Origin of the sequence: Sphingopyxis sp. (assembly GCF_035686825.1) — a bacterium.
Classification (GTDB): Bacteria; Pseudomonadota; Alphaproteobacteria; order Sphingomonadales; family Sphingomonadaceae; genus Sphingopyxis.
Genome location: NZ_DASRYZ010000007.1, coordinates 251,205 through 275,305 on the forward strand (window position 1 = coordinate 251,205; position 24,101 = coordinate 275,305).

Annotated in this window: 24 protein-coding genes, 1 tRNA gene and 1 pseudogene; 16 read left to right on the forward strand and 10 right to left on the reverse strand. The window is 66.4% G+C overall.

The window, feature by feature from the left end:
* The first annotated feature begins 16 nt into the window (after positions 1–16).
* The 9 genes from VFG17_RS18995 (at position 17) to VFG17_RS19035 (ending at position 10,104) form a co-directional block, all read left to right on the forward strand.
* Entirely contained in the window at positions 17–2,401 is a 2,385-nt protein-coding gene (locus VFG17_RS18995; protein ID WP_414712981.1) for a hybrid sensor histidine kinase/response regulator, read from the forward strand.
* Positions 2,391–2,744, forward strand: coding sequence for a response regulator (locus VFG17_RS19000; protein WP_325030939.1), 354 nt, complete (start codon positions 2,391–2,393; stop codon positions 2,742–2,744). Before VFG17_RS18995 ends, VFG17_RS19000 begins: the two co-directional genes overlap by 11 nt.
* Before the next feature lie 133 nt (positions 2,745–2,877).
* On the forward strand, positions 2,878–3,957 hold the full coding sequence (gene recA, locus VFG17_RS19005) for a recombinase RecA (RefSeq protein WP_325030940.1): 1,080 nt from the start codon (positions 2,878–2,880) through the stop codon (positions 3,955–3,957).
* Between the two features lie 157 nt (positions 3,958–4,114).
* The gene (speB, locus tag VFG17_RS19010) at positions 4,115–4,930 is read left to right on the forward strand and encodes an agmatinase (protein WP_325030941.1); all 816 of its coding nucleotides are present in this window, start codon (positions 4,115–4,117) and stop codon (positions 4,928–4,930) included.
* 15 nt (positions 4,931–4,945) lie between these two features.
* On the forward strand, positions 4,946–5,572 hold the full coding sequence (locus tag VFG17_RS19015; protein ID WP_325030942.1) for a glutathione S-transferase: 627 nt from the start codon (positions 4,946–4,948) through the stop codon (positions 5,570–5,572).
* Positions 5,562–6,155, forward strand: a complete 594-nt coding sequence (locus tag VFG17_RS19020) for a hypothetical protein (protein ID WP_325030943.1) — start codon at positions 5,562–5,564, stop codon at positions 6,153–6,155. The genes VFG17_RS19015 and VFG17_RS19020 overlap by 11 nt, the downstream gene beginning before the upstream one ends.
* A gap of 119 nt (positions 6,156–6,274) precedes the next feature.
* Positions 6,275–6,913, forward strand: coding sequence for a hypothetical protein (locus VFG17_RS19025; protein ID WP_325030944.1), 639 nt, complete (start codon positions 6,275–6,277; stop codon positions 6,911–6,913).
* A 63-nt stretch (positions 6,914–6,976) separates the two neighbouring features.
* Positions 6,977–9,631: an alanine--tRNA ligase gene (gene alaS, locus VFG17_RS19030; protein ID WP_325030945.1), complete on the forward strand. Its 2,655-nt coding sequence runs from the start codon at positions 6,977–6,979 to the stop codon at positions 9,629–9,631.
* Positions 9,628–10,104 (forward strand): SRPBCC family protein, encoded by a 477-nt coding sequence (locus VFG17_RS19035; protein WP_325030946.1) that lies wholly within the window; start codon positions 9,628–9,630, stop codon positions 10,102–10,104. Before alaS ends, VFG17_RS19035 begins: the two co-directional genes overlap by 4 nt.
* Before the next feature lie 86 nt (positions 10,105–10,190).
* Here VFG17_RS19035 and VFG17_RS19040 read toward each other — a convergent pair whose 3' ends face one another.
* Positions 10,191–10,604 (reverse strand): holin family protein, encoded by a 414-nt coding sequence (locus VFG17_RS19040; protein WP_325030947.1) that lies wholly within the window; start codon positions 10,602–10,604, stop codon positions 10,191–10,193.
* A gap of 77 nt (positions 10,605–10,681) precedes the next feature.
* Positions 10,682–11,251: a glycoside hydrolase family 108 protein gene (locus tag VFG17_RS19045; RefSeq protein ID WP_325030948.1), complete on the reverse strand. Its 570-nt coding sequence runs from the start codon at positions 11,249–11,251 to the stop codon at positions 10,682–10,684.
* A 73-nt stretch (positions 11,252–11,324) separates the two neighbouring features.
* On the opposite strand from VFG17_RS19045, the gene VFG17_RS19050 reads away from it, so the two are divergent.
* Both VFG17_RS19050 and VFG17_RS19055 read left to right on the forward strand, forming a co-directional pair.
* Positions 11,325–12,302, forward strand: a complete 978-nt coding sequence (locus VFG17_RS19050; RefSeq protein ID WP_325030949.1) for an NADPH:quinone oxidoreductase family protein — start codon at positions 11,325–11,327, stop codon at positions 12,300–12,302.
* A 98-nt stretch (positions 12,303–12,400) separates the two neighbouring features.
* Entirely contained in the window at positions 12,401–12,742 is a 342-nt protein-coding gene (locus VFG17_RS19055; RefSeq protein WP_325030950.1) for an EF-hand domain-containing protein, read from the forward strand.
* Here VFG17_RS19055 and VFG17_RS19060 read toward each other — a convergent pair.
* The 3 genes from VFG17_RS19060 to VFG17_RS19070 all read right to left on the reverse strand — a co-directional run bounded on the left by VFG17_RS19060 (position 12,739) and on the right by VFG17_RS19070 (position 14,462).
* Positions 12,739–13,512 carry a TSUP family transporter gene (locus tag VFG17_RS19060; RefSeq protein WP_325030951.1) on the reverse strand — a complete coding sequence of 258 codons (774 nt, stop codon included), beginning with the start codon at positions 13,510–13,512 and terminating at the stop codon, positions 12,739–12,741. The genes VFG17_RS19055 and VFG17_RS19060 overlap by 4 nt on opposite strands.
* A 32-nt stretch (positions 13,513–13,544) precedes the next feature.
* Positions 13,545–14,288: a sulfite exporter TauE/SafE family protein gene (locus VFG17_RS19065; protein WP_325030952.1), complete on the reverse strand. Its 744-nt coding sequence runs from the start codon at positions 14,286–14,288 to the stop codon at positions 13,545–13,547.
* A 97-nt stretch (positions 14,289–14,385) separates the two neighbouring features.
* Positions 14,386–14,462 (reverse strand) — tRNA-Pro (locus VFG17_RS19070).
* Between the two features lie 254 nt (positions 14,463–14,716).
* Here VFG17_RS19070 and yajC point away from each other — a divergent pair.
* The 3 genes from yajC to secF are packed head-to-tail and all read left to right on the forward strand — an operon-like array spanning position 14,717 to position 17,712.
* Complete coding sequence (gene yajC, locus VFG17_RS19075; protein WP_052182143.1) at positions 14,717–15,046, forward strand: preprotein translocase subunit YajC; 330 nt, start codon at positions 14,717–14,719, stop codon at positions 15,044–15,046.
* A 56-nt stretch (positions 15,047–15,102) separates the two neighbouring features.
* Positions 15,103–16,716 carry a protein translocase subunit SecD gene (gene secD / locus VFG17_RS19080; protein ID WP_325030953.1) on the forward strand — a complete coding sequence of 538 codons (1,614 nt, stop codon included), beginning with the start codon at positions 15,103–15,105 and terminating at the stop codon, positions 16,714–16,716.
* Between the two features lie 15 nt (positions 16,717–16,731).
* Entirely contained in the window at positions 16,732–17,712 is a 981-nt protein-coding gene (secF, locus tag VFG17_RS19085; protein ID WP_325030954.1) for a protein translocase subunit SecF, read from the forward strand.
* Between the two features lie 62 nt (positions 17,713–17,774).
* On the opposite strand, the gene VFG17_RS19090 is transcribed toward secF, so the two are convergent.
* Complete coding sequence (locus VFG17_RS19090; protein ID WP_325030955.1) at positions 17,775–18,950, reverse strand: glycosyltransferase; 1,176 nt, start codon at positions 18,948–18,950, stop codon at positions 17,775–17,777.
* Positions 18,951–19,511: a helix-turn-helix transcriptional regulator gene (locus tag VFG17_RS19095; protein ID WP_325030956.1), complete on the reverse strand. Its 561-nt coding sequence runs from the start codon at positions 19,509–19,511 to the stop codon at positions 18,951–18,953.
* Between the two features lie 163 nt (positions 19,512–19,674).
* Here VFG17_RS19095 and VFG17_RS19105 point away from each other — a divergent pair.
* Positions 19,675–20,075: pseudogene (locus VFG17_RS19105) on the forward strand (DUF6456 domain-containing protein).
* 30 nt (positions 20,076–20,105) lie between these two features.
* On the opposite strand, the gene VFG17_RS19110 reads toward VFG17_RS19105, so the two are convergent.
* Entirely contained in the window at positions 20,106–20,591 is a 486-nt protein-coding gene (locus VFG17_RS19110; protein WP_325030958.1) for a DUF2569 family protein, read from the reverse strand.
* Between the two features lie 60 nt (positions 20,592–20,651).
* Entirely contained in the window at positions 20,652–22,427 is a 1,776-nt protein-coding gene (locus tag VFG17_RS19115) for an ABC-F family ATP-binding cassette domain-containing protein (RefSeq protein ID WP_325030959.1), read from the reverse strand.
* A gap of 134 nt (positions 22,428–22,561) precedes the next feature.
* Here VFG17_RS19115 and VFG17_RS19120 point away from each other — a divergent pair, with 134 nt between their 5' ends.
* Complete coding sequence (locus VFG17_RS19120; protein WP_325030960.1) at positions 22,562–23,305, forward strand: SIMPL domain-containing protein; 744 nt, start codon at positions 22,562–22,564, stop codon at positions 23,303–23,305.
* Between the two features lie 38 nt (positions 23,306–23,343).
* Here VFG17_RS19120 and VFG17_RS19125 read toward each other — a convergent pair whose 3' ends face one another.
* A complete protein-coding gene (locus VFG17_RS19125; protein WP_325030961.1) occupies positions 23,344–24,024 on the reverse strand; it encodes a 2OG-Fe(II) oxygenase in 681 nt (226 codons plus the stop codon).
* Positions 24,025–24,101: the final 77 nt, after the last annotated feature.

The window sequence follows — 24,101 nt, forward strand, 5'->3', positions numbered from 1 at the left end:
GGGCCCCGCCGGGCTCTTGTCCACTCCGGCCAGCCTGTCGCCGGTCGACAAGGCGATACTCGGCGGATTGGCTTTGCTGTCCGCCGCGCTGCTGTTCTGGGCGACGCGCGAAATGGTGCTCGCGGCCGGCTTCCTCGCCGGGCTTGCCGTCGCGGCGGGCGGGGTGCTGCTCGCGCGCCGCCTGTTCCCCGCGGCGGTGGCGGGCGAGGCGGTCGCGCCCGACTGGACGATGCTGCGCCAGGCGGTCAATCACGACGATGTCGCGATCGCGGTGACCGACCGCGCGGGGCGGATGGTCTGCGCGAACGACCTGTTCGGAACATGGTTCAATGGCTTCGTGACGCCGCCGGGCCTCCCGCTCGAAGGGCGCGGCGCCGAAGAGCTGAAAAATGCCGGCCGCATCGCGTGGCGCGACGGCGAAGGCTATGCCGAGGATATCGCGATCGGTCCGCTGCAATTGCGCGCGCAGGTGACGCGCACGGGGCAGTCGGAGGATTATCTCGTCTGGCGCTTCGCGGCGCTCGAACGGCTCGATCTCGTCGCCGAAATCGTCCGGCATCTCGACGGTCCCGCGGGCCGCACGCTTGGTCATTCGGGGGTGATGGCGGCGCTCGTCAGCTCCGAAGGGCGGCTGCGCGTAGCCAATCAGGCCTTTCTTGTCCGCGCGCTGGGCGAGGATGACGCGGTCCATTATGCCGGCCGCGACGTCGCGCCGATGATCCGCCTCGACGATGCCGGCGCGCTCTATTTCGCGCGCGAAGGCGACCGCGCGACCCCGGTGCGCCTGATCCAGATCCCGCTCGCCCCCGCCGACAGCAACACGCCGATGCTGCTCGCGCTGCTCGACGAGGAAATGGGCCCGACCGACCGCGGCACCGCGCAGACCTATGTCGAAACCCTGTTGTCGCTGCTGCCCTTCGGGCTCGCGATGGTCGATCGCGACGGGCGCTTCCTTTACATGAACCGCGCTTTCGTCCGCGCGGCGAGCCTGCCCGAAGGCAGGATGCCGCGCTACCCCGGCGACATCGTCGTGGGTGAGGACAAGGGGCCGCTCGCCGACATGATCCGCCGCCACAGCAGCGGGCAGCAGGTCGGCGGCGACCTGTCGATCCGTCTCGCGGGACAGAGCGGCGATCCGGTGTCGATGCGCGTCGTCGGCGTGCGCGGGCTCGGCGAAGCGGCGGTGCTCCTGAGCCTCAAGGATTCGAGCGAGGAATCGCGGCTCAAGCGCCAGGTCGCGCAGGCGTCGAAGATGCAGGCGGTCGGCCAGCTCGCGGGCGGCGTCGCGCACGACTTCAACAATATTCTGACCGCGGTGCTCGGCGCCTGCGACCTGATGCTGATGCGCCACACGCCGGGCGACAGCGATTATGACGATATTCAGCAGATCCGCAGCAACGCCAATCGTGCCGCCAGCCTGACGCGGCAATTGCTCGCCTTCTCGCGCCAGCAAACATTGCGGCCGCAAATCCTGCAGCTCCCCGACGTGATCTCCGAAGTGTCGCATCTTTTGAAGCGGCTGATCGGTGAGACCGTCCAGCTCTCGGTGCATCACGGCCGCGGGCTCGGCGCGGTGCGCGCCGATCCGGGGCAGCTCGAACAGGTGATCATCAACCTCGCGGTCAACGCGCGCGACGCGATGCCGGGCGGCGGGACGCTGACGATCGAAACCTATCCGGTGTCGGCCGCCGACGTGCGCCAGATGGGCAATGAATTCATGCCGCCCGCCGATTATTGCGCGCTCAAGGTCAGCGACACCGGCACGGGCATTCCCGCCGACGTGCTGCCCAAGATTTTCGAACCCTTCTTCACGACCAAGGATGTCGGCAAGGGGACCGGGCTCGGGCTTTCGACCGTCTACGGGATCATCAAGCAGTCGGCGGGCTACATCTTCGCCGACAGCAAGCCGGGGCAGGGGACGAGCTTTTCGATCTATCTGCCCGTCCACCGCGCCGGGGGCGATGCGCCCGTCGCGCCGCCGCCGCCGGCCAAGCCGAAGAAGAGCCAGTGGGGCACCGGCACCATCCTGCTCGTCGAGGATGAGGATATGGTGCGCGCGGTGGCGGAACGCGCGTTGACCCGTGCGGGTTATAGCGTCGTCACCGCCTCGCAGGGAGAAGAGGGGCTCGAGCGCTTTGCGCAGATGGAGAAGGTCGATTTGATCATCAGCGACGTCGTGATGCCGACGATGGATGGCCCGGCGATGGTGCGCGCGATGCGCGCCAAGCGCCCCGACCTGCCCGTCCTTTTCATGTCGGGCTATGCCGAGGAACAACTGCGCCAGTCGATCGACATCGACGACGTCGCCTTCCTGCCCAAGCCCTTTTCGGTCGCGCAGCTCGCCGAGGCGACGTCGGCGGCGCTCGACGACGCCGCGCATCGGGTGCCGAATGGCCAGTAACCATCGCATCCTGCTCGTCGAGGACGATGTGCTGATCGGCATGATGCTCGCCGACATGTTCGACGCGCTCGACCTTCCCGAACCCGCGCAGGCGACGAGCAACGAGGAAGCGCTCGCGCTGATCGCCGCCGAACCGCTCGGCGGTGCGCTCGTCGACATCAACCTCGGCGACGAAAAGGGCTGGCCGGTCGCCGACGCGCTTGCCGCCAAAAACATCCCCTTCGCCTTCACCTCGGGCGGCGGCGACGTCATTCCGCCTGCGCACGCGCATCGCAAGCTGATCACCAAGCCGTTCCGGATCAGCGACATCGAAGCGGCGCTCGAGGAATTTGGCGCTTCATAATCCGTCGCCCCCCCCCGAAGGCGGGCGTCGAAGAATATTTTGTTCTCCTCTTGTTCCATGAGAACAAATGTGGCACATGGTTCCGGCGTTGCGATGCTTCCGCTGTCGCTCTAGAGCTGGAAAGGGACGGCAAATGGCCGGACAATTGTCACTCGTCGAATCGGGGAAATCAGTGAACAACACGGACAGGCAGAAGGCGCTCGACGCCGCGCTCGCGCAGATCGATCGCGCGTTCGGCAAGGGCTCGGTGATGAAATTGGGCTCGAAGGAAGCGATGCAGGTCGAGGCGATCTCGACCGGTTCGCTCGGGCTCGACATCGCGCTCGGCGTCGGCGGGCTGCCGCGCGGCCGCGTCATCGAAATCTACGGTCCCGAAAGCTCGGGCAAGACGACGCTCGCGCTGCACACGCTCGCCGAAGCGCAAAAGACCGGCGGCACCGTCGCTTTCGTCGACGCCGAACATGCGCTCGACCCCGTCTATGCCCGCAAGCTCGGGGTCAACATCGACGAGCTGATCGTGTCGCAGCCCGACACCGGCGAACAGGCGCTCGAAATCGTCGACACGCTCGTCCGCTCGAACGCGATCGACGTGCTCGTCGTCGACTCGGTCGCCGCGCTCGTCCCCCGCGCCGAAATCGAAGGCGAAATGGGCGACAGCCATGTCGGCCTGCAGGCGCGGCTGATGTCGCAAAGCTTGCGCAAGCTCACCGGCTCGATCAGCCGCTCGCGCTGCATGGTGATCTTCATCAACCAGCTGCGCATGAAGATCGGCGTGATGTACGGCAATCCCGAGACCACGACCGGCGGCAACGCGCTCAAATTCTACGCCTCGGTCCGCCTCGACATCCGCCGCACCGGCCAGATCAAGAATGGCGACGAGATCGTCGGCAACACCACGCGCGTGAAGGTCGTCAAGAACAAGGTCGCGCCGCCGTTCAAGCAGGTCGAATTCGACATCATGTACGGGCAGGGCATTTCGAAGATCGGCGAGATTCTCGACATCGGCGTCAAGGCCGGGCTCGTCGAGAAATCGGGTGCCTGGTTCAGCTATGACTCGATCCGCATCGGTCAGGGCCGCGAAAATGCGAAGAATTTCCTGACCGAAAACCCCGAACTCAAGGAACGGCTCGAAGCCGCGATCCGCGGCCGCACCGACGAGGTGGCCGAGGAAATGATGGCCGGCCCCGACGACGAGGGCGACGACGACAATTGATCCGATAGCCATCCGGCCGGTTCGCCTTGCTCGAACCGGCCGGCCGACGGCGGCGGGCCACCAGCCCCTTTGACCTGCACCCTCTCCCCCTCCCCAGCAGGTCGGCCCGCCCGCCGTTGATCCTTGCGCCGCCCTTGCCAGCGGCTACAAGCGGCGCATGCCCGCGATCCGCCTCTTCGGCCTGCCCACCGACATCAACAGCAGCTTCGAACGCGGTGCTGCCGCCGGTCCCGCCGCGATCCGCGCGATGCTGTGGAGCGACCGCGGCAATATGGCGAGCGAAATCGGCCCGGAGATCGGCAGCGACATCGCCCTCACCGACGACGGCGACCTCCCGCTGACCGAGGACACCGCGCAGGACGACGCGGCGATCCGCCGCCACATCGCCTATGTGCGCGAAGATGGAGATATTCCGCTCGCGCTCGGCGGTGACCACGCCGTCACCTTTCCGCTCGTCGAGGCGGCGGCGGCGTGCCACGGGCCGGTGACGATCCTCCACTTCGACGCGCACCCCGATCTCTACGACGATTTCGCCGGCAACCCGCGCAGCCATGCCTCGCCCTTCGCACGCATTTGCGAGGCGGGCCACGCGAAACGGCTGGTGCAGGTCGGCATCCGCACCCTCACCAATCATTGCCGCGAACAGGCGGCGCGTTTCGGGGTCGAAATCGTGCCGATGGCCGATTTCTCCCCCGACCGCGTCCCGGTTCTGGGCGGCCCCCTTTATATCTCGATCGATCTCGACGGCCTCGACCCGTCGGCGGCGCCCGGGGTGGCGCATCCGGAGCCGGGCGGCCTGACGGTCCGCGAACTGCTCGCGGTGCTGCACAAGCAGACCGCGCCGATCATCGGGGCGGACATCGTCGAGCTGCATCCCGGCCGCGACGTCGGCGGCGTCACCGCGATAGTCGGCGCCAAATTCGTTCGCGAACTGGCGGCGCTGATCGACCGCAACGGCCCTTATCGGCCCTGATCCAAAGGAAAGCCCATGAGCCTGATCGTCCACCACCTCAACAACAGCCGTTCGCAGCGCATCCTGTGGCTGCTCGAAGAAATCGGCGCGGCGTACGAGATCAAATATTACGACCGCGATCCCGTGACCAATCTCGCCCCGCCCGAACTGCTCGCGGTGCATCCGCTCGGCAAGTCGCCGGTGATCGAGGACGATAGTCGCGTGATCACCGAATCGGGTGCGATCACCGAATATCTCTGCGAGCGGCACGGCGGCGGGCATCTGGTTCCCGAACGCGGCAGCGCCGCGCACATCACGCACCTCGAATGGCTGCACTTCGCCGAAGGGTCGGCGATGACGCCGATCCTGCTGCGTATCTACACCGCGCGGCTCGGCGACGCCGCGGCACCGATCGAGCCGCGCATCGCGCAGCAACTCGACGCGCACTTCGCTTATATGGAAAGCCGCGTCGGCGAGAATGGTCATTTCATTGGCGACGAGCTGTCGGCCGCCGACATCATGCTGAGCTTCCCCGCCGAAATCGCGATCATGCAGGGCATGGCGCCGCGCTATCCCAAGCTCGCCGCCTTCGTGAACGCGTGCCACGACCGGCCGGCGTGGCGCCGCGCGCGCGAAAAGGGCGGCGCCTATTATGGCTATTGATTGTCGCGGTCGTGCGCTGCTGACCGCCGCAGCCTTGATGGCCGGAGTTCCGGCCGCCCTCGCCGCGCCGCCAACGCTCGCGCCCGAGGTCGATCGTCAGATTGTCGCCCCCGAAGGAAAGGATTTCAAACCGACGGCGATCGATGAGGAAGGCGCGATCGACCGGTTCGCCGAATATACGCTCGCGCTGGAGAAGCGCGATTTCGCGGCCGCCTATGCGATGTTCCGTCTGTCGTTCCAGGCATCGAACCCCCGGCTCGAATGGGAAATGAACCTGCGCAAGCGGGAAACCTTGTGGACCGACGGGCAAATCCGCCCGCTGCGCCTCAGCTGGTATCTCGATCCCGCCGGGCAGCCCGCCGGGCTCTATGCCGCCTTCGATTTTCGCGGCGACCGCAAGGACGGCACGATGGACTGCGGCTATGTCGTCGTCCACCGCGCGCAGCCGGGCGCCGGCTGGACCGTCGTGCGCACCGACACCTCCGAAGTGCCGCCCGAGCTGATCGAGGATGGCGTGCCGAAGGCCGACGTGCTGCGCCAGCTGCCCTGCTATCTGGGCAAGGGCATCGCCACAGCCTTTTGATCCCAAAGCTAATTTTGGCTTGTTCATAGCTGTTTGCCTGCTGCATCACGTCGCGGGCGCCGAGACCGAATCGTGGCGCAGAAGCGGAGCCGGGGCGCGGTTATGCCGCGACGGTTCCGGTGATCGACGAGAACCAGTACACGCCGGTCATCGAGCGGATAAAGCTGATGGCGGCCGAACGGTGCGGGCGGCAGAGCGTCCGCTATGGGCGCTTCTTTTTCGACAATGAGATCGATGTCGAGCGCGGCGTCACGATCATCAAGGATTTCCGTCAGGCCTTTTCCTGCTTCGATCCCGCCACCGATCCCTACAAGCCCGTGCCGGCCGACTGGAAGGCGAGCGCGGCCGACACCGCGGCCGCGACCCAATATGTGACGCGCTTTCTGGACAATCTCGACGCCGGTAACGGGCGGGCGCTGGCGGCGATGATGGATCCGCAGCTCGAGGCGACGACCGAGGAAATGAACCGCTTCAGCCGCGAGGCGAAGGCGCACCAGACAGGCTCGGGCAGCTTCACGGCGCGGCTGGACGGCTGGATGAACAATCCCCCCGACGCCAGCTATCCCGGCGCCTATGCGCTTTTTGCCGTCATCAGCTCGCATCCCGGGATTGCCGGGACTTGCGGGGGCGTGCTCGTCTATCGGGTCGGCGAGAGCAAATATCAGATCGCGCAATATGACGTGCGCTATGTTTCGCAGAAGCTGATCGACGAGGAGGGGATGAGCGACGAGGAACTCGATCGCCTCTGCCGACGCTAGATGGCAAGTGCGACCGCGCGCATCGCGCTTGAGAAACGCGTCGTTCCGCACTAGATCGCGCGCATGATATCGACCAACGACATTCGCCGCTCCTTCCTCGACTATTTTGGGGGGACGGGGCACCATATCGAGCCGTCGGCGCCGCTGGTGCCGTATAACGACCCGACGCTGATGTTCGTCAACGCGGGCATGGTGCCGTTCAAGAATGTCTTCACGGGGCTCGAAAAGCGCCCCTACAGCACCGCCGTGTCGGCGCAGAAGTGCGTGCGGGCGGGCGGGAAGCACAATGATCTCGACAATGTCGGCTATACCGCGCGGCACCATACTTTCTTTGAAATGCTGGGGAATTTCTCCTTCGGCGACTATTTCAAGGAACAGGCGATCCACCATGCGTGGACGCTGATCACCAAGACCTGGGGCCTCGCGCCCGAGAAGCTGACCGCGACCGTCTATCACACCGACGACGAGGCGTTCGACCTGTGGAAGAAGATCGCCGGCCTGCCCGACGAGCGCATCATCCGCATCGCGACGAGCGACAATTTCTGGTCGATGGGCGACACCGGGCCGTGCGGGCCGTGCAGCGAAATCTTCTATGATCATGGCGACCATATCTGGGGCGGCCCGCCGGGATCGCCCGAAGAAGATGGCGACCGTTTTGTCGAGATCTGGAACCTCGTGTTCATGCAATATGAGCAGATGCCGGGCGGCGAGCGCGTCGATCTGCCGCGGCCGAGCATCGACACCGGCATGGGGCTCGAGCGCGTCGCGGCGGTGATGCAGGGCGTCCACGACAATTATGACACCGACACGTTCAAGGCGCTGATCGCGGCGTCGGTCGACCTGACCGGCGTGCCCGCCGAAGGCGCGACGCAGGCCAGCCACCGGGTGATCGCCGATCACCTCCGCGCATCGAGCTTCCTTGTCGCAGATGGCGTGCTGCCGTCCAATGAAGGACGCGGCTATGTGCTGCGCCGGATCATGCGGCGCGCGATGCGCCATGCGCATCTGCTCGGCGCGAAGGATCCGCTGATGCACCGGCTGCTGCCGTCGCTGACCGCCGAGATGGGCGCCGCCTATCCCGAACTGATCCGCGCGCAGCCGCTGATCGCCGAGACGCTCGAGCGCGAGGAAACCAAGTTCCGCCAGACGCTCGACAAGGGGCTGAGGCTGCTCGACGAGGCAACGGTGGGCATGGGCAAGGGCGATACGCTGGCGGGCGAGGTCGCGTTCAAGCTCTACGACACTTTCGGCTTCCCTTACGATCTGACCGAGGACGCGCTGCGAGCGCAGGACATCGCGGTCGACCGCGCGGGCTTCGACGCGGCGATGGCGCAGCAGAAGGCGGCGGCGCGCGCGGCGTGGAAGGGCAGCGGCGAAAAGGCGTCGGACGAAATCTGGTTCGACCTCGCCGAGACCAACGGCAGCACCGAATTCACCGGCTACACCTCGACCGCGGGCGAAGCGACGGTAATCGGCCTCGTCAAGGACGGCAAGCCGGTCGACGAGGCGAAGGCGGGCGACGAGGTCGTCGTGCTGACCAACCAGACGCCCTTCTATGGCGAAAGCGGCGGCCAGATGGGCGACGCCGGGACGATCGCGACGCTCGAAGGCGCAAAGGCGGTGGTGAGCGACACCGGCAAGCCGCTCGGCCGCCTGCACACGCATCAGGCGAAGCTCGAAGCGGGGACGCTGAAGGTCGGCGACACGGTGCAGCTGACCGTCGACGCCGAACGCCGCGACCGCATTCGCGCCAATCACAGCGCGACGCACCTGCTGCATGCGGCGCTGCGTAACCAGCTGGGTGGGCATGTGACGCAGAAGGGCAGCCTCGTCGCCGAAGATCGCTTCCGCTTCGACTTCTCGCACCCGAAGGCGCTGAGCGCCGAGGAGATCGTGCAGATCGAAGCCGATGTTAACGCGCAGATCCGCGGCAACGAGGCGGTGTCGACGCGGCTGATGACACCCGACGACGCCGTCGCGGCGGGCGCGTTGGCGCTGTTCGGTGAGAAATACGGCGACGAGGTGCGCGTGCTCAGCATGGGGGCGGCGGATGATAAGTCATATTCGGTCGAGCTTTGCGGTGGCACGCATGTTCGCGCGCTGGGCGACATCGCGCTGTTCAAGATCGTCAGCGAAAGCGCGGTTTCCTCGGGCGTGCGGCGCATCGAGGCGCTGACCGGCGAAGCGGCGCGCGTTTGGCTCAACGGCCGTGACGAGGCGCTTAAAAGCGCGGCGGCGGCGCTCAAGACGTCCCCCGACGAGGTGCCGGCGCGCGTCGCGGCGCTCGCCGAGCAGCTCAAGAAGGCCGAGCGCGAACTGGCCGATGCGAAGAAGGCGTTGGCTCTTAGCGGTTCTGGCGGCGGCGGCGGTTCGGCGGCGGGCCCCGCGGTCGAGCAGGTCGGCGATGTGGCCTTCCTCGCGCAGGTGGTCGACGGGCTCGATCCCAAGGAATTGCGCGGCACGGTCGATGGCCTCAAGAAGCAGGTCGGCAGCGGCGTCGCGATGCTCGTCGCGGTCAACGACGGGCGCGCCTCGGTTGCGGTCGGGGTGACCGACGACAGGACCGGCAGCCACAGCGCGGTCGATCTGGTCAAGGCGGCGGTCGCGGCGCTCGGCGGGCAGGGCGGCGGCGGCCGTCCCGACATGGCGCAGGGCGGCGGCCCCGACGGCGGCGCGGCGAACGCTGCCGTGGCAGCGGTCAAAGCCGCGCTCGCTTGAAACCGACCAAGAAGACGCGGCGCGTCGATCATGCCGAGCGGCTGATCGCCGCTCCGCTGGTTGATGTCTTCGCGGCCTTCACAAGCGCGACAAAGCTCGCGCAATGGTTGCCGCCCGAGGGTGCGACGGGGACGTTCGAGCATGTCGATCTGCGCGCGGGCGGCGGCTTTTTGATGCGGCTGACCTTCGACGACGCCGATGTCGAGACCAAGAGCGACGACGATAGCGATGTCGTGGAAGTCTATATTCCGACGCTCGACGACGGGCGGCTGGTGGTGTGGCAGGTCGAATTTGAGTCCGACGACCCGCGCTTTTCGGGGACGATGGAGATGCACTGGTATCTGTCGCGGCAGGGCGGCGGCACGCTGGTGACGATCGACGCGCACCATGTGCCGCCGGGGATTTCGGCGAAGGATCACGAGGTGGGGTTGAATTCGTCTCTGGCGAATCTGGCAGCTGTGGTGGAGGAATAGCCGTCGTCCCCGCGAAGGCGGGGACCGCAGGCCACATTGCGCTAGGCCGATTGCGGCCCCCGCCTCCGCGGGGGCGACGATTGAGTTTATCCTTCGACCCCCTTCGCCTTCCCCCACGCCCTTGCGGCGGTGTAGCCCAGATAGCCCGTACCGAAGAGCGCGTAGAGCGGTTCGGGGATGCCCGCGAGATAGGCGTTCATGCCCTCGGCGATGCCCTTTGCCATCTCGGGCCGCGCGGCGGCGATCAGGCCCATCGGGATCGCCCAGAGCAGCAGCGCATACATGACGTAGAGGAAGCTCGGCCGTGCGCGGCTGGTCCAGGGGTCGGCGCTGCTCGCCTCGGCGACGATCGCGGTCATCCGGGTGCGGATCGCCTCCATTTCCTGGCTGCCTTCAAGTTTCAGCAGTTCGAGCTTGGCGCGGTCGCGCGCTTCGGGGTCGGGGATGATCTTGTCGATCAGCTTGGCGATGGGGCCGATGAGGCCTTCGATGATGCTCATGTTTCGATGTCCTTTTGCTGGAAGTTGTCAAAGTTCATAATACGTCCCGGTATAATGATACCCGTCGGCGCGTCGGGTCAGTCCGGTCCGACGCGGTTCGCGAGCCAGCCGTAGAGGAAAGCTTCCTGGCTCGGGCGGCGTTCGGCGAGCGCGATGTAGCGTTCGCCCTGTAGCGCCTCCATCGCGCGGAGAAGGACGGTCTCGCCGCCCCTGCCGCGCGTCTTCAAAAAGCCGTCGAGTGCCGACAGAGTGCGCGGGCCGATCTCGCGGTCGACCGCGATGTCGGGATAGTCGCGCGCGGCGCGGTTGAGCGCGTTGAGCGCGCGCTGAAGGAAGCCGGCGGCGGTTCCGGTGCCCATGTTGACGCCGGTGTCGAACAGTTCGGCCGCGATCTTCGCGGCGCGCAGCGCGACCCTGTCGAAGCGGGGGTGCAGCCAATAGAGGCGGCGATAGATCGACGCCGCGTCGGCGCGCGGCAGGTCGCGCATCGCGCCGGCATAGCCTTCGGCCCTTGCGACCGCTTCGGTGATTCCCCAGCAAGTCGGGCCGCCGCGGTCGGCGGGGTGGTTTACATAGCGGCCTTCGCGGTCGATGACGGCGTCGATCAGCGCGTCGGCGTCGGTTGCGAGTGGGTCGGGTTTTGGCATGATTCACTCCTTCTGGTTTGTCTAGCAAGTAAAACGAACCATATTGGAATATTGTAGGAAAGGCTTTTTCGCGATGCGGGCTTTGCAGGTGCGTGAATTGCTCGCCGATCATGGCGGCGCGGGGCTGGCCGATCTGGCGGTGCCGGTGCCCGGACCCGGCGAAGTCCGTGTGCGCGTGCGCGCGGCGGCGGTGAATTTCCCCGACCTGCTGATGACCTCGGGCGGCTATCAGTTGAAACCCGAACTTCCCTTTGTGTCGGGGCTGGAGTTCGCCGGGGAGGTCGATGCGGTGGGCGAGGGGGTGACCGGCTGGACGGCGGGCGACGCGGTCGTCGGCGGCAATCGTTTTGGCGCGATGGCCGAATATGCAGTGGTTCCCGCGAGCGCGTTGCGCGCGAAACCCGGCGGTTTGAGCTGGGAGGAAGCGGCCGCCTATCCCGTCGCCTATCTGACCGCCTATGTCGCGCTCGTCCGTTGCGCGCGGATCGAGCCCGGCGAGTGGCTGCTCGTCCACGGCGCCGCAGGCGGCGTCGGGCTGGCGACGGTCGATTTGGCGAAGGCGCTCGGCGCGCGCGTGATCGCGGCGGCGAGCAGCGAAGAGAAGCGCGAAGCGGTCGCGCGGCTTTATGCACCCGATGCGGTGATTGCGGCGGGGCCGGGGTTCCGCGAAGAGGTGAAGGCGCTGACCGGCGGCAAGGGCGCCGATGTGATCTTCGATCCGGTCGGCGGCGATGTCTTCGACGAATCGACGCGCTGCATCGCTTTCGGGGGACGCCTGCTCGTCGTCGGCTTTGCCTCGGGCCGGATTCCCGAGGTGTCGGTCAATATGCCGCTGATCAAGGGTTTCTCGGTCGTCGGGGTGCGCGCGGGCGAATATGGCCGGCGCTTTCCCGAACGGGGAGCGGAGAATGTCGCGGCGATCGACGCGCTGGCGCACGGGGGAAAGATCCGGCCGCACGTCCATGCCGCGCTCGACCTCACCGACTGGCGCGAAGGGTTCGCGATGCTCGAACGGCGCGAGGCGGTGGGGAAGGTCGTGTTGAAACCGTGACGGGACGAGCGGTGCTGGGATAATTTTGCGACATCGCGCCGTCATTCCCGAACCGGGACGTCGCGGCGAAGTCGCCGCATCATTCGAGAGGATATGACGTGAAGACAGCTATCTGGATTGTCGCTTCGCTGGGTTTGGCGCTGCCGGCCGTTGCCGCCGCGCAGCCGCCGCAGGGTGGCGGGCGCATGTTCGAGCGGATGGACGCCAATGGCGACGGAAAGCTCGACAAGGCCGAAATCACCAAAATGATGGAAATGCGCGCCGAACGGCGGGGCGATGCGACGCTGAAGAGCCCCGAAAAGATCGACGCCTTCATCAAGCGCGCCGATACCAATGGCGATGGCGCGGTCGACAAGACCGAAATGCAAGCCACCCGCAAGAAGCGCGCCGCGCCGCCGCCGCCGGCAGAGGGCGACGGTGAGGGCGAAGGCGAGCCCTAAAACAGATCCCAGAGCGGATTGGCGGGGTCGGCGAGCAGCTTTGCAGTGAGCGCGAAGGACATGACGACGAGCAGCGGCCGCACTCCGCGCCCGCCGAAGCGGATCGCGAGCCGCGCGCCGAGCTGATTGCCCGCGACATTGGCGGCGGCCATCGACAGGCCGAGCAGCCAGAGGACGTGGCCGCCGACGATCATCGCGAGCAGGCCCGCGATATTGGTCGCGAGATTGAGGAATTTCGTGTTGCCGATTGCGCGCACGAACCCGAGCCCGCCGAGTGCGACGAGCGTCAGCGTCAGGAACGAGCCGGTGCCCGGACCGAAGAAGCCGTCGTAGAAGCCGAGCGCGGCGACAACGAGGGTGAGGCCGAGCGGGCCGGTGCGCGCGTGGCGATCGACGCTGCTCATCGGCGGCGCGAGCAGGAAATAAAGGCCCATCGCGATCAGGAGGACGGGCACGAAGGCGGCGAGGAAATCCGAGCCGACATATTGGACCGCCGTCGCGCCGAGCACCGAGCCCGCAAAGGCGCCCGCCGCGGGCCAGGCGAAGCGGCGGAGATCGACGTGCCCCGCGCGCCAGAAGGTCGCAAAGGCCGACCCGGTGCCGATCGTGCTTTGCAGCTTGTTCGTCGCGAGCGCCGATACGGGCGGCACGCCGGCGGCCATCAGCGCCGGAATGGTGAGGAGGCCGCCGCCGCCCGCCATCGCGTCGATCGTCCCCGCAAGAAAAGCGACCGCGATGAGGAAGGCGAAGATTTCGGGAGCAAATTCCATGCGGGCGCTCGTAGTGTGCTGTATCGCAATGCTCAAGCGGCGGCGATCTGGATCGCCTGATAGAGGAAAGTCGCGCCGATGATCGTGAGGATCCAGCGGCGACTCGCCCGGAAATGCGCCTCGCTGATGCGGTCGAGGATCGCGCCGCCGACCATGATGCCCGCCATCGACGCGAGCACCGCGACCGCAGTGACGGGCAGCGGGACGACTTCACGCGCCGAGACGCCGAACAGCACGGCGCCGTAGATGAGAATCTTTGATGCATGGCCGATCGCCTGCATCACCGCCTTGGTTGCTACGACCTGGTGCCTGTTCAGCTTGCTGTGGATGAAAAGCAGGTCGGTCACCGGGCCCGACACGCCCGAGACGAGCGCGAGTCCCGTCGAGACGAAACCGCCGCCCATCGCGTGCCAGCGATTGGTCGCATCGAGCGCGAGCCAGCGTTCGGGCAGCCAGACGAGGGCCGGCATCAGGCCGAGGCCAAGGAAGACGTAGAATTTGGTTGGGGTGAAGATCAGCAGCGAGAAGAAGCCGATCGCGGCCGCCGCGCCGATCCCGAACCAAAGCAGGACCGGCCAGGCGACATGCGCGCGGTGCAGCAGGGCGCGCCAGACGTTCGATGCGAACTGGATTACGCCATGGAGCGCGAGCGCGGGGGCCACGGGCAAAATCCACGCGAGCACGCCCATGAAGACAAGGCCGCCCGCCATGCCGAAAATGCCCGAGAGGATGGACGTGAGGAATGCGGCGGCAACGATCAAAAAGCCTGCCTGCATTGTCGTCCGCTTTCTTGCTGCGCGCGGCCGCGCGTTGAGGGGCCTCGCCAATGGCGAAGCCATGCTGTCAGCAAGCTGTCAATGTGTTTGGAAAAATTGGTCGGGACGAGAGGATTCGAACCTCCGACCCCCACACCCCCAGTGTGATGCGCTACCAGGCTGCGCTACGTCCCGACCGGCCCGATTGGGCAGGCGAGGCCCCTAGCGCGCCTTGGCGGGGGATGCAAGCCGCGATGGCGGCTTTTCGGCCGATTGATGCCGCGGGCTTGATCTCGCCGCCGCGGACCCCATTTCGGGCGCGGCTGCCACGGGGGAGGCGCGTGCACGACCGGTTGCGCGCAAGGCCCCTGCATGATAGGCGCCGCGCCATATTTGCGCGCTCGCTCCGGAGGGGATCGGGTGCTGCCTGTAACGAAAGTTTTTCATCCATGTCGACGCAATTGCTTCTGACCCAGGCGGCCGGATCGGGCGGCGGGGCTGCCGGTTTCCTGATGCTGGTCCCCTATCTGCTGATCTTCGCGGTGTTCTGGTTCTTCCTGATCCGCCCGCAGCAGGTGCGTGCGAAGGAACATCGCGCCAAGGTCGCGGCGGTCAAGCCGCGCGACCAGGTGGTGACGGGCGGCGGCATCGTCGGCAAGATCACGCGCGTCGACGATGATTTCGTCGATGTCGAAATCGCACAAGGGGTGAAGATCAAGGTCGTGAAGTCGACCCTGGCCGACGTCCTCCAGCCCGGTGGCAAACCCGCCAACGACTGACGCGGCGGGGCCGGCTCTCCCGCGGCCCTCGCTCTTGCTATCGGATCCTCAAGACTATGCTCGATTTCCCGCGCTGGAAAACCATCGGCATCAGCATCATCCTGCTGCTCGGTATTCTCTTTTCCATCCCCAGCTTCCTGCCCGAACCGACGCGGGAGAGCCTGCCGTCGGTTCTGCAGGCGAAGGTCAATCTGGGCCTCGATCTGGCCGGTGGTAGTCACCTGCTGCTCGAGGCCGACATTGCCGACCTCCGGAAGACGCAGCTCACCAACATGGAAAAGACGGTGCGCACCGCGATGCGCGCCGAAAGCGGCCCCGACGACGACATAGCGATCGGCGAGCTGTCGAATGCGGGCGGCCGGATCAGCTTCCTCGTCCGCGACCAGACGCAGCTCGATGCCGCGCGCGAACGATTGTTCAGCGAGACGCAGGGCGCCGGGCTGACCGGGCAGCGCGACTGGAGCATCGACGTCATCGACTCGCAGCGCATCGTGCTGACCCCGACGAGCGCGGGACAGGCGCAGGCGGTCGCGAATGCGATGGATACCGCGCGCGACATCATCGACAAGCGCGTCAACGCGCTCGGCACGCGCGAACCGACGATCATCCGCGAAGGCAATGACCGCGTCGTCGTGCAGGTCCCGGGGCTGCAGGATCCGGCGGCGCTGAAGGAACTGATCGGCAAGACCGCGCGCCTCGAATTCCGCATGGTCGACACCAATGCCGACCCCGCCGAAGCCGCTGCGGGCCGCGTGCCGGTGGGCAGCGAAATCGTCCCCTATGCCGAGGGTGAGGGTAGCGGCGCACCGTTCGAAGTGCTGCGCCGCCAGGTGATGATCAGCGGTGAGCAGCTGATCAACGCGCAGCAAAGCTATGATCCGCAGAGCAATCAGCCGGTCGTGTCGATCCGCTTCGATTCGGGCGGGTCGAGCACCTTTGCCAAGGTGACCGCGCAGAATGTCGGCAAGCGTTTTGCCATGGTCCTCGACGGCAAGGTGCTGTCGGCGCCGTCGATCAACGAACCGATCCTGGGCGGCAGCGCGCAGATTTCGGGCAGCTTCAGCGTCGCAAGCGCCAACGCGCTGGCGATCTCGCTGCGCTCGGGCGCGCTGCCGGTGAAGATGACCGTCGTCGAGGAACGCACCGTGACCCCCGAACTCGGCGCCGATTCGATCCGCAAGGGCGCGATCGCGGGCATCATCGCCACCGTATCGGTGCTGGTGCTGATGATCGTCGTTTATGGCCGGTTCGGCATCTATGCCTGTATCGCATTGATCTTTAACGTCTTCCTGATCGTCGCGATCATGGCGGCGTTCAACGCGACCCTGACGCTACCGGGTATCGCGGGTTTCGTGCTGACGATCGGCGCCGCGGTCGACGCGAACGTGCTGATCAACGAGCGCATACGCGAGGAACTCAAACGCGGGCGCAAGGTGTTTCAGGCGGTCGAGCTCGGCTATACCGAAGCGAGCCGCGCGATTTTCGACGCGAACGTCACCAACGTCATCGCGGCGTCGCTGATGTTCTGGTTCGGCTCGGGTCCGATCAAGGGCTTCGCCGTCGTGCTGACCATCGGCATCGTCACCAGCGTCTTCACCGCCGTGACCGTCACGCGCATGTTCGTCGCCCATTGGCTGCGGACCAAGCGTCCGACGGCGATCAACATTTAAAGGAGGGAGCGAAAGATGCGTCTGCTCAAACTCGTCCCCGACGACACGAACATCGATTTCCTGCGGTGGCGCAAGGTCGCCTCGTTCATGAGCTTTTTCTTGGTCGTCATCTCGATCGCGCTCGTGGCGGTGAAGGGATTGAACCTCGGCATCGACTTCGTCGGGGGCCAATCGGTCCGCGTCGAATTCACCGGCACGATGCCGCCGATCGACGACATCCGCGACAAGGTGGGCGACATCGGCCTTGGCGAAGCGACGATCCAGCAGTTCGGATCGGACAAGGCGGTGTCGATCCGCACCGCGCTGCCCGACGGCGACAAGGCCGCGGCCGAACGCGCGGGACAGCAACTCGTGTCGGGAATCCAGAAGGCGTTCCCGAATGCGAAGGCGGGATCGGTCGAAACCGTGTCGGGCAAGGTGTCCGAAGAGTTGCTGCGTACCGGTGCGATCAGCCTCGCGCTCGCGATGCTCGGCATCTCGATCTATATCTGGATCCGCTTCGAATGGCAGTTCGGCGTCGGCGCGCTGGGGCGCCTGTTCCACGAGGTCGCGCTGACCTTTGGCTTCTTCGCGGTGACGCAGCTCCAGTTCGACCTCAACAGCGTCGCGGCGCTGCTGACGATCGTCGGCTATTCGCTCAACGATACGATCGTCGTGTATGACCGTATCCGCGAAAATCTGAAAAAATACCGCAAGATGGACATCGTTCCGCTGCTCAACCTCAGCATCAACGAGACGCTGTCGCGCACGGTGATGACGAGCGTCGCAATGCTGCTCGCGCTCGGCATGCTGCTGATCTTCGGCCCCGACGTGATCTTCGGCTTCACCGCCGCTATCCTGTTCGGTGTGTTCGTCGGCACCTATTCGTCGATCCTGATGTCGACGCCGGTGCTGGTGTGGCTGAAGGTCGGTCCGCACAGCTTCGTTCCGCGGACGACCGCGGGTATGGAAGGCGGCGAACGCATCGAGCGCAAGGACGACGGCGCGGTCGTCTGATCGTCAGCATTTGAGAATAACCGGCGCCGGTCCGCTCTGCGAGCGGGCCGGCGTTGCCGTATCTAGCCCCCGGCGCAGCGACGCAGATGGTCGGCGAGTTCGCGGCCGTTGCGGTCCCAGTCGAAGCGGCCGCCGAGGCTGGATGCGACGTCGGCGGCAGAGGGCGGGCTCGCGAGTATGGCCTGAACGGCTTCGGCGATCGCCTGCGGCGCGCGCTCGACGATGCGGCCGGCGATTGGCGACGTCACCAGCTCGGCGGCGCCGCCCGCGTTGCTGATCACGATCGGTGTGCCGCAGGCGAGCGCTTCGACCCATGCATTGGCGAGGCCTTCGCTCGCCGACGGCATGACGACGGCGTCGGCGGCGCGATAGAGTTGCGGCAGGTCGGCGTTGGCGACGGGGCCGAGGAAATGGACGCGCGCTTCGACGCCGAGTTCGCGGGCGAGCGCGCGGTAACGGGCTTCTTCTTCGCCGGCGCCGGCGAGCCAGTACTCGACGCCGGGCAGCGCGGGCAGCGCCGCGATCACCAGCGCCTGTCCCTTGCGCGGGATGAGCGCGCCCACGGTCAGAATCGCGGGGGAATCGTCCATGCCGAGCGACGCGCGCGCCGCGGCGCGGTCGCCAGGATGGAAGCGCGCGGTGTCGATGCCGGTATTATGGACGGCGATCTTGGCGCGATCGATGCCGATCGCCGCCATGTCGCCGCGCATCGCTTCGGACACCGCGAGCAGGCCAGCGGCTTCGGCGCCGGCTTCGATCACTTGCGATCTTGTTGCGGGGTCATGGCCGAAATGGCTGATGTCGGCGCCGCGCGCCTTGGCCGAAAAGGGAAGACCCAGGGCGCGGGCCACGCGCATGGCGGCGGGGCCGTCGGGGTAGAAGAATTGGGCGTCGACGACGTCGAATTTGCGATCGCGCACCGCGCCGAGGACCGCGCGCGCCACCTGTGCGGAGTTGAAGCGCGCGCCGTAGCGCGGGATCAGCGTGAAGCGCGGGCGCAGGACGGTGACGCCGTTCCATTGCTCGGTTTGCGGCAGATTGCGGAGCGCGCGGTAGCGTTTGTGCAGCGACAGCGGGAAGGGCGGCAGGCCGACCGGTGCGACGATGATGAGCTCGATCCCGGGCTGTGCGGCGAGCGCGCGCAGGCTTTTCTCGACGAACAGGCCGAAATTCGGCCGCGCGGCGTCGGGGAACAGCGTCGCGATGCTGAGGACGCGCAGGGGTGAGGGGATGGGCACTCAGAGCGTGCGGAGCAGGCGGACGGCGACGGCGGCCCAGGGCGGATTGCTGACGACCTGCTGGCGCTGGCCGGTGCCGAGCGGGAGCAGGTGGAGCTTCTCGCCGTCGACGTTGAGCAGCCGCGCGAAGAAGAAACGGCCCGCGGGGCGTGGCACGAGCAGATCGCGGTTGAGCATGCTCGCCCAGTCGCCCTTGATGCGGCGGCACCAGATTTCGTCGCCGGCGCGATAATCGCCGATCGACGAGGTGACCCGCACCGCGACCATATCCTCGCCCGGGCGCGCGGTCAGCGCCTGCTCGACGCGCGTCGGTGCGGTCGCGCCGTCGGCGGAGAGCAGCGCGGTGATCGTGAGCTGCGTATCCTGCGGCAGCTGGACGAGCTCGGCGGCGTCGACACCGAGCGCTGCGGCGATGCGGTTCATCCAGCCGAGCGACAGCGTGCGCGTGCCCGTTTCGAGGCGGCCGATCGTTTGCGCCGTGGTCGGCGGGACGCAGCGCTGGCCGACCTCCTCGAGCGTCAGGCCCTTGGCGCGGCGGACGGAGCGAATGCTGTTGATCATATGGCTGACCCTCGAATAACCAAATCGGTTTCTTCTTTCCTACAAAATAATCCAGTGTCAAGCCCGGTGTGCAGCAAAGGAGAATCGCATGACCGCACGCCGCCTCGAAACGCGCATCCACCCCGACGACCGGATCGATCCGGGCAAGGCGGGGCCGCAGGTGATGCGGCATGTGACGGTGAATGTCGCCGAGAGTCCGATCGCCTGGCTGGCGTCGCGGGGGATGCTCACGCCGGCGCAGCTCGGGGCGGGCTTCGCGGCGATTATGAGCGCGCCGGATTGGCGGCGCGGGTGACGATGCGCTGGGATGCCGCGCCGCCGGGCAAGAGCCGCGGCGGCGCGCGCGCGTCGGATGCGTCGCTGGCGCGGATCGACGCGCATCGGCGCTTTCACGCGGCGCTCGATGCGGCGGGGCCGGGGCTGGCCGATATTTGCTGGCGGGTGATTTGCGCCGGGGAAGGGATCGGCGGCGCGGAGAAGGCGTTGGGTTGGCCGGCGCGGTCGGGCAAACTGGTGCTCGGTCTGGCGCTTGACCGGCTCGCGCGCTTTTATGGGACGGGGTGAAGCGCGCTAGCAGGGAGGGGGTTCCGTCCCTTAGGCCGGCTTGTCATAGGTATATGCCACGCGCTTCGACATCATCAAATAAGCTGTCCAAACGACAGCAAAAACACATGATATTCCAGCCGCACGTAGTGCGTTCGGAACAAGCGACGCGCGATAATCAGCGATGTCTGTGAAAAAAGCTGCCTTCATGGCAAAATCCGCCAATATCGGTATCAGCGTCAGGCACCAGAGGCCGATGACGGCGATCCGGATGGATGACCAGCGGCGGGCGGCAATGAGCCGATAGGCGAGAAAGATCGAAACAGCGGCGGCAACAAAACCCAGTATCCAGCTGGAGCTGATGTAGCTTTGTGTATTGGGGCCGAATAGAACCTCGTTGAGCATCGCAGCCTCTCTTACATTCGCCATCGCTCTGAGCAATAACAGGATCGGACATACGATCAGGAGAAGAAAAACCAGAAACGCAAGCCACCCACCGACGCCGACAAGTTTTTCTCGTGCGCTGTTGTCTTCCATTATTTCTCCCCTTCGGCGCGCCATGTCGTGTCTTTGTGCGATTGCCAAGGCTTTCGGACGTCACCCCAGCGCTTCGACCTCCTCGGCCAGCGCCAGCCAACGATCCTCCGCGGCCGCCTTTTCCTCGCGCAGCGTGTCGAGCTTCGCCGTCAGCGCATTGAAGCGTGCGTTGTCGCGCGTGAACAGGCTGCCGTCGGACAGCTCGGTCTCGATTCCCGCCATCTCCGTCTCGATCTCTTCGATCCGGGCGGGGAGGAGGTCGTAGTCGCGCTGGTCCTTGTAGCTGAGCTTCTTGCGCGCGGTGGGTGGCGGCGACGGTGCGGCGCCTGATGCTTTGGCCTTGGCGGCATTGGGTTTGACGCGTTTCGCTTCCCAATCGGCATAGCCGCCCGCGACGATATCGACCTTGCCGGTTCCGTCGAGCCCAAGCGTCACCGTCACCGTGCGATCGAGGAAGTCGCGGTCGTGGCTGACGAGCAGCACGGTGCCGGCATAGTCGGCTATGACTTCCTGGAGCAGGTCGAGGGTTTCGAGGTCGAGGTCGTTCGTCGGCTCGTCGAGCACCAGCAGGTTCGATTCGCGGGCGAATTCGCGCGCGAGGAGGAGGCGCGAGCGTTCGCCGCCCGAGAGCGCGCCGACGCTCGCCTCGACGACGGCGGGATCGAAAAGAAATTCCTTCAGATAGCCTTGGATATGCTTTTTGACCCCGCGCACCTCGACCCAGTCGCCGCCGCCGGCGAGGATATCGCGGACGCGCTTTTCGGGCGAGAGCAGGCTGCGCTGCTGGTCGATGATGATGCCGTCGAGCGTCGGGGCGAGCGTGATCTTGCCGCTGTCGGGCTGAATCTCGCCGGTGAGCAGCTTGAGCAGGGTCGATTTGCCCGCGCCGTTGGCGCCGACGATGCCGATGCGGTCGCCGCGCTGGACGCGGAAGTCGAGGTTTTTGATGATCGTGCGGTCGCCGAAACTTTTCGACACGCCCTCCGCAACGATCACCGATTTCGAGCGCACATCGTCGTTGGCGAGACCGAGCTTGGCGACGCCGGGGCCGCCGATCATCGCGGCGCGGGTGGCGCGCATTTCCTTGAGCTTCTCGAGCCGGCCCTGATTGCGCTTGCGCCGAGCGGTGACGCCGCGTTCGAGCCAATGCGCCTCAAGCCGCAGTTTCGAATCGAGTTTCTGTGCGGCGCGCGCTTCCTCGGCGGCGACGGCGTCGCTCCATTCCTCGAAACCGCCGAAGCCGATCTCCTTGCGGCGGATGCTGCCGCGGTCGAGCCACAGCGTCTGGCGTGTCAGGCGGGTGAGGAAGGTGCGGTCGTGACTGATCACGACGAAGGCGCCGGTGTAGCGCGCGAGCCAGCTTTCGAGCCAGTCGATCGCGGCGAGGTCGAGATGGTTGGTGGGCTCGTCGAGCAGCAGCACGTCGGGGCTTTGCGCCAATGCCCTCGCCAGCGCGGCGCGGCGCCGCTCGCCGCCCGAGGCGCTGGCGGCGGTGCGGCTCATGTCGATGCCGAGCTGGTCGGCGATCGCGGCGACTTCGAAGGCTTCGGGGGCATTGGGCGGGGCGACGGCAAAATCCATCAGCGTCGCGAACGGGCGGAAGTCGGGTTCCTGTTCGAGCATCACGACATGGGTGCCGGGGACGATCGTGCGCTTGCCCTTGTCGGGGTCGATCCGCCCGGCGAGCAGCTTGAGCAAGGTCGTCTTGCCCGCGCCATTGCGGCCGATCAGCGCGAGGCGGTCGCGTTCGCCGACATAGATGTCGAGGTCCTGGAACAGCCAGCCGCTGCCCTGGACCAGGCCGAGGCCTTCGTAAGAAAGAATGGGTGCTGCCATGATGAACGGCTCGCTACTGGCGCGTTCAGCATCATGCAAGCGCCGTCCGCGCAAAGGCCGGAACGGGTCTGCTCCGTCTGCGTTACGGAGCGGAGATTATATCGGGCGGGAAGCCCGGTTCGCAGGAGAATGAAATGACGAAGCAAATGCTCGCAGCTATGGCATCCGGTCTGGCCCTGATGGCGGCGGTGCCCGCCGTCGCGCAGCAAGGAGGTTCGACGGTGACGGCAGCAACGACCCAAGGTCCGATCCTGAGCTTCAGCGTCAGCGAGGAGGTGCGCTCGCGCCCCGACCAGGCGACCGTCGGCGCCGGGGTGACGACGACCGCGCCGACCGCGGTCGAAGCGATGCGCGCCAATGCCGCGGCGATGGACAAGCTGATCGCCGCCGCGAAGGCGCGCGGGATCAAGGCCGAGGACATCCAGACGAGCGGCATCAACCTGTCGCCGCAATATGACTATAACAACCGCACCGACGGCCAGCCGCCGCGCTTCCTTGGTTATCAGGTCAGCAACACGGTGCGCGCGACCACGGGCAAGATCGACGACATCGGTCCGCTGCTCGACGCGCTGGTCGCCGCGGGCGGCACCAATATCGACGGGCCGTGGTTCGGCATGAAGGACGCCGATGCCCAACTGGTCGGCGCGCGCGGCGCGGCGATCAAGGCGGCTGAGGCGAAAGCTCAGGATTATGCGAAGCTTGCCGGTTTTCGCGGCGTCGAGCTGGTCTCGATCAGCGAAGGCAGCTTCAGCGGCCCGCAGCCGCCGATGCCCTATGCGCGCGGAATGATGGCGGCCGAGGCGAAGGCGACGCCCGTCGAACCGGGGCAGGTCGCGAACACGCTGACGCTGAATTTCCAGTATCGGCTGGTTCGGTAGATCATAATCCGTCGCCCCCGCCTTCGCGGGGACGACGTTTATGCCAGCTCTCCCTCCGCCCACGGCCACGGCCGTTCGCGGAACCATTTGGTGATGATATATTTGCGGCCCTTGCGCACCTTCATCCCGTGGTGGAGGGTTTCGGGGTTGGCGGTGCCGTCGGGCCGCACATTGTTCCACGCGAGCAGCTTGCCGACCTCGGGCTGGTGCATCTTGCCGGTCGCGAGGAAGCGGGTGGCGCCGCCCGCGGCCGGTTCGTTGAGATAGATCATCAAGGTCCAGCTCCGCTGCCCGGGAATCGCGCAATAGGTCTCCCAATCGGCGCCGTGCGGGTCGAAATAGTCGGTGTGCGCCTTGAACTCCTGTCCGACGTCGTAGCGCTGGCCCTGCATCGGCTCGCCATATTCGAGCGGAATGCCGGTGAGGTCGTGGAGCCGGTCGTTCAGCGCGATCACCAGCGGGTCGCGGTGGTCGAGATCGCAGGTCGTGCTGGTGCGAAAGGCGTCGTCGCCATTGGGATCGGCGATGGTCGAGGGGCGCACGTCGCGGTCGATCTGCGCGATCAGCGCGGTGCAGGTTTCGGCATCGAGGAAGTGCGACAGCATGAACTGCTGGAGCTTCGGCGTCGGTGCGCGGCGGATGCCGGGAACGGCGGCGAGCCGATCGGCGGTGCGGTCGGCGCCCGAGGTCGCCATGTCGACATGTTTGTTCCCGGCCATGGCGCGCTTTTACCGGCCTAGCCCGACACGAACAATGCTTGACGAAGGGGGAGGGCGCGCCTATCGCCGCGCGCTGT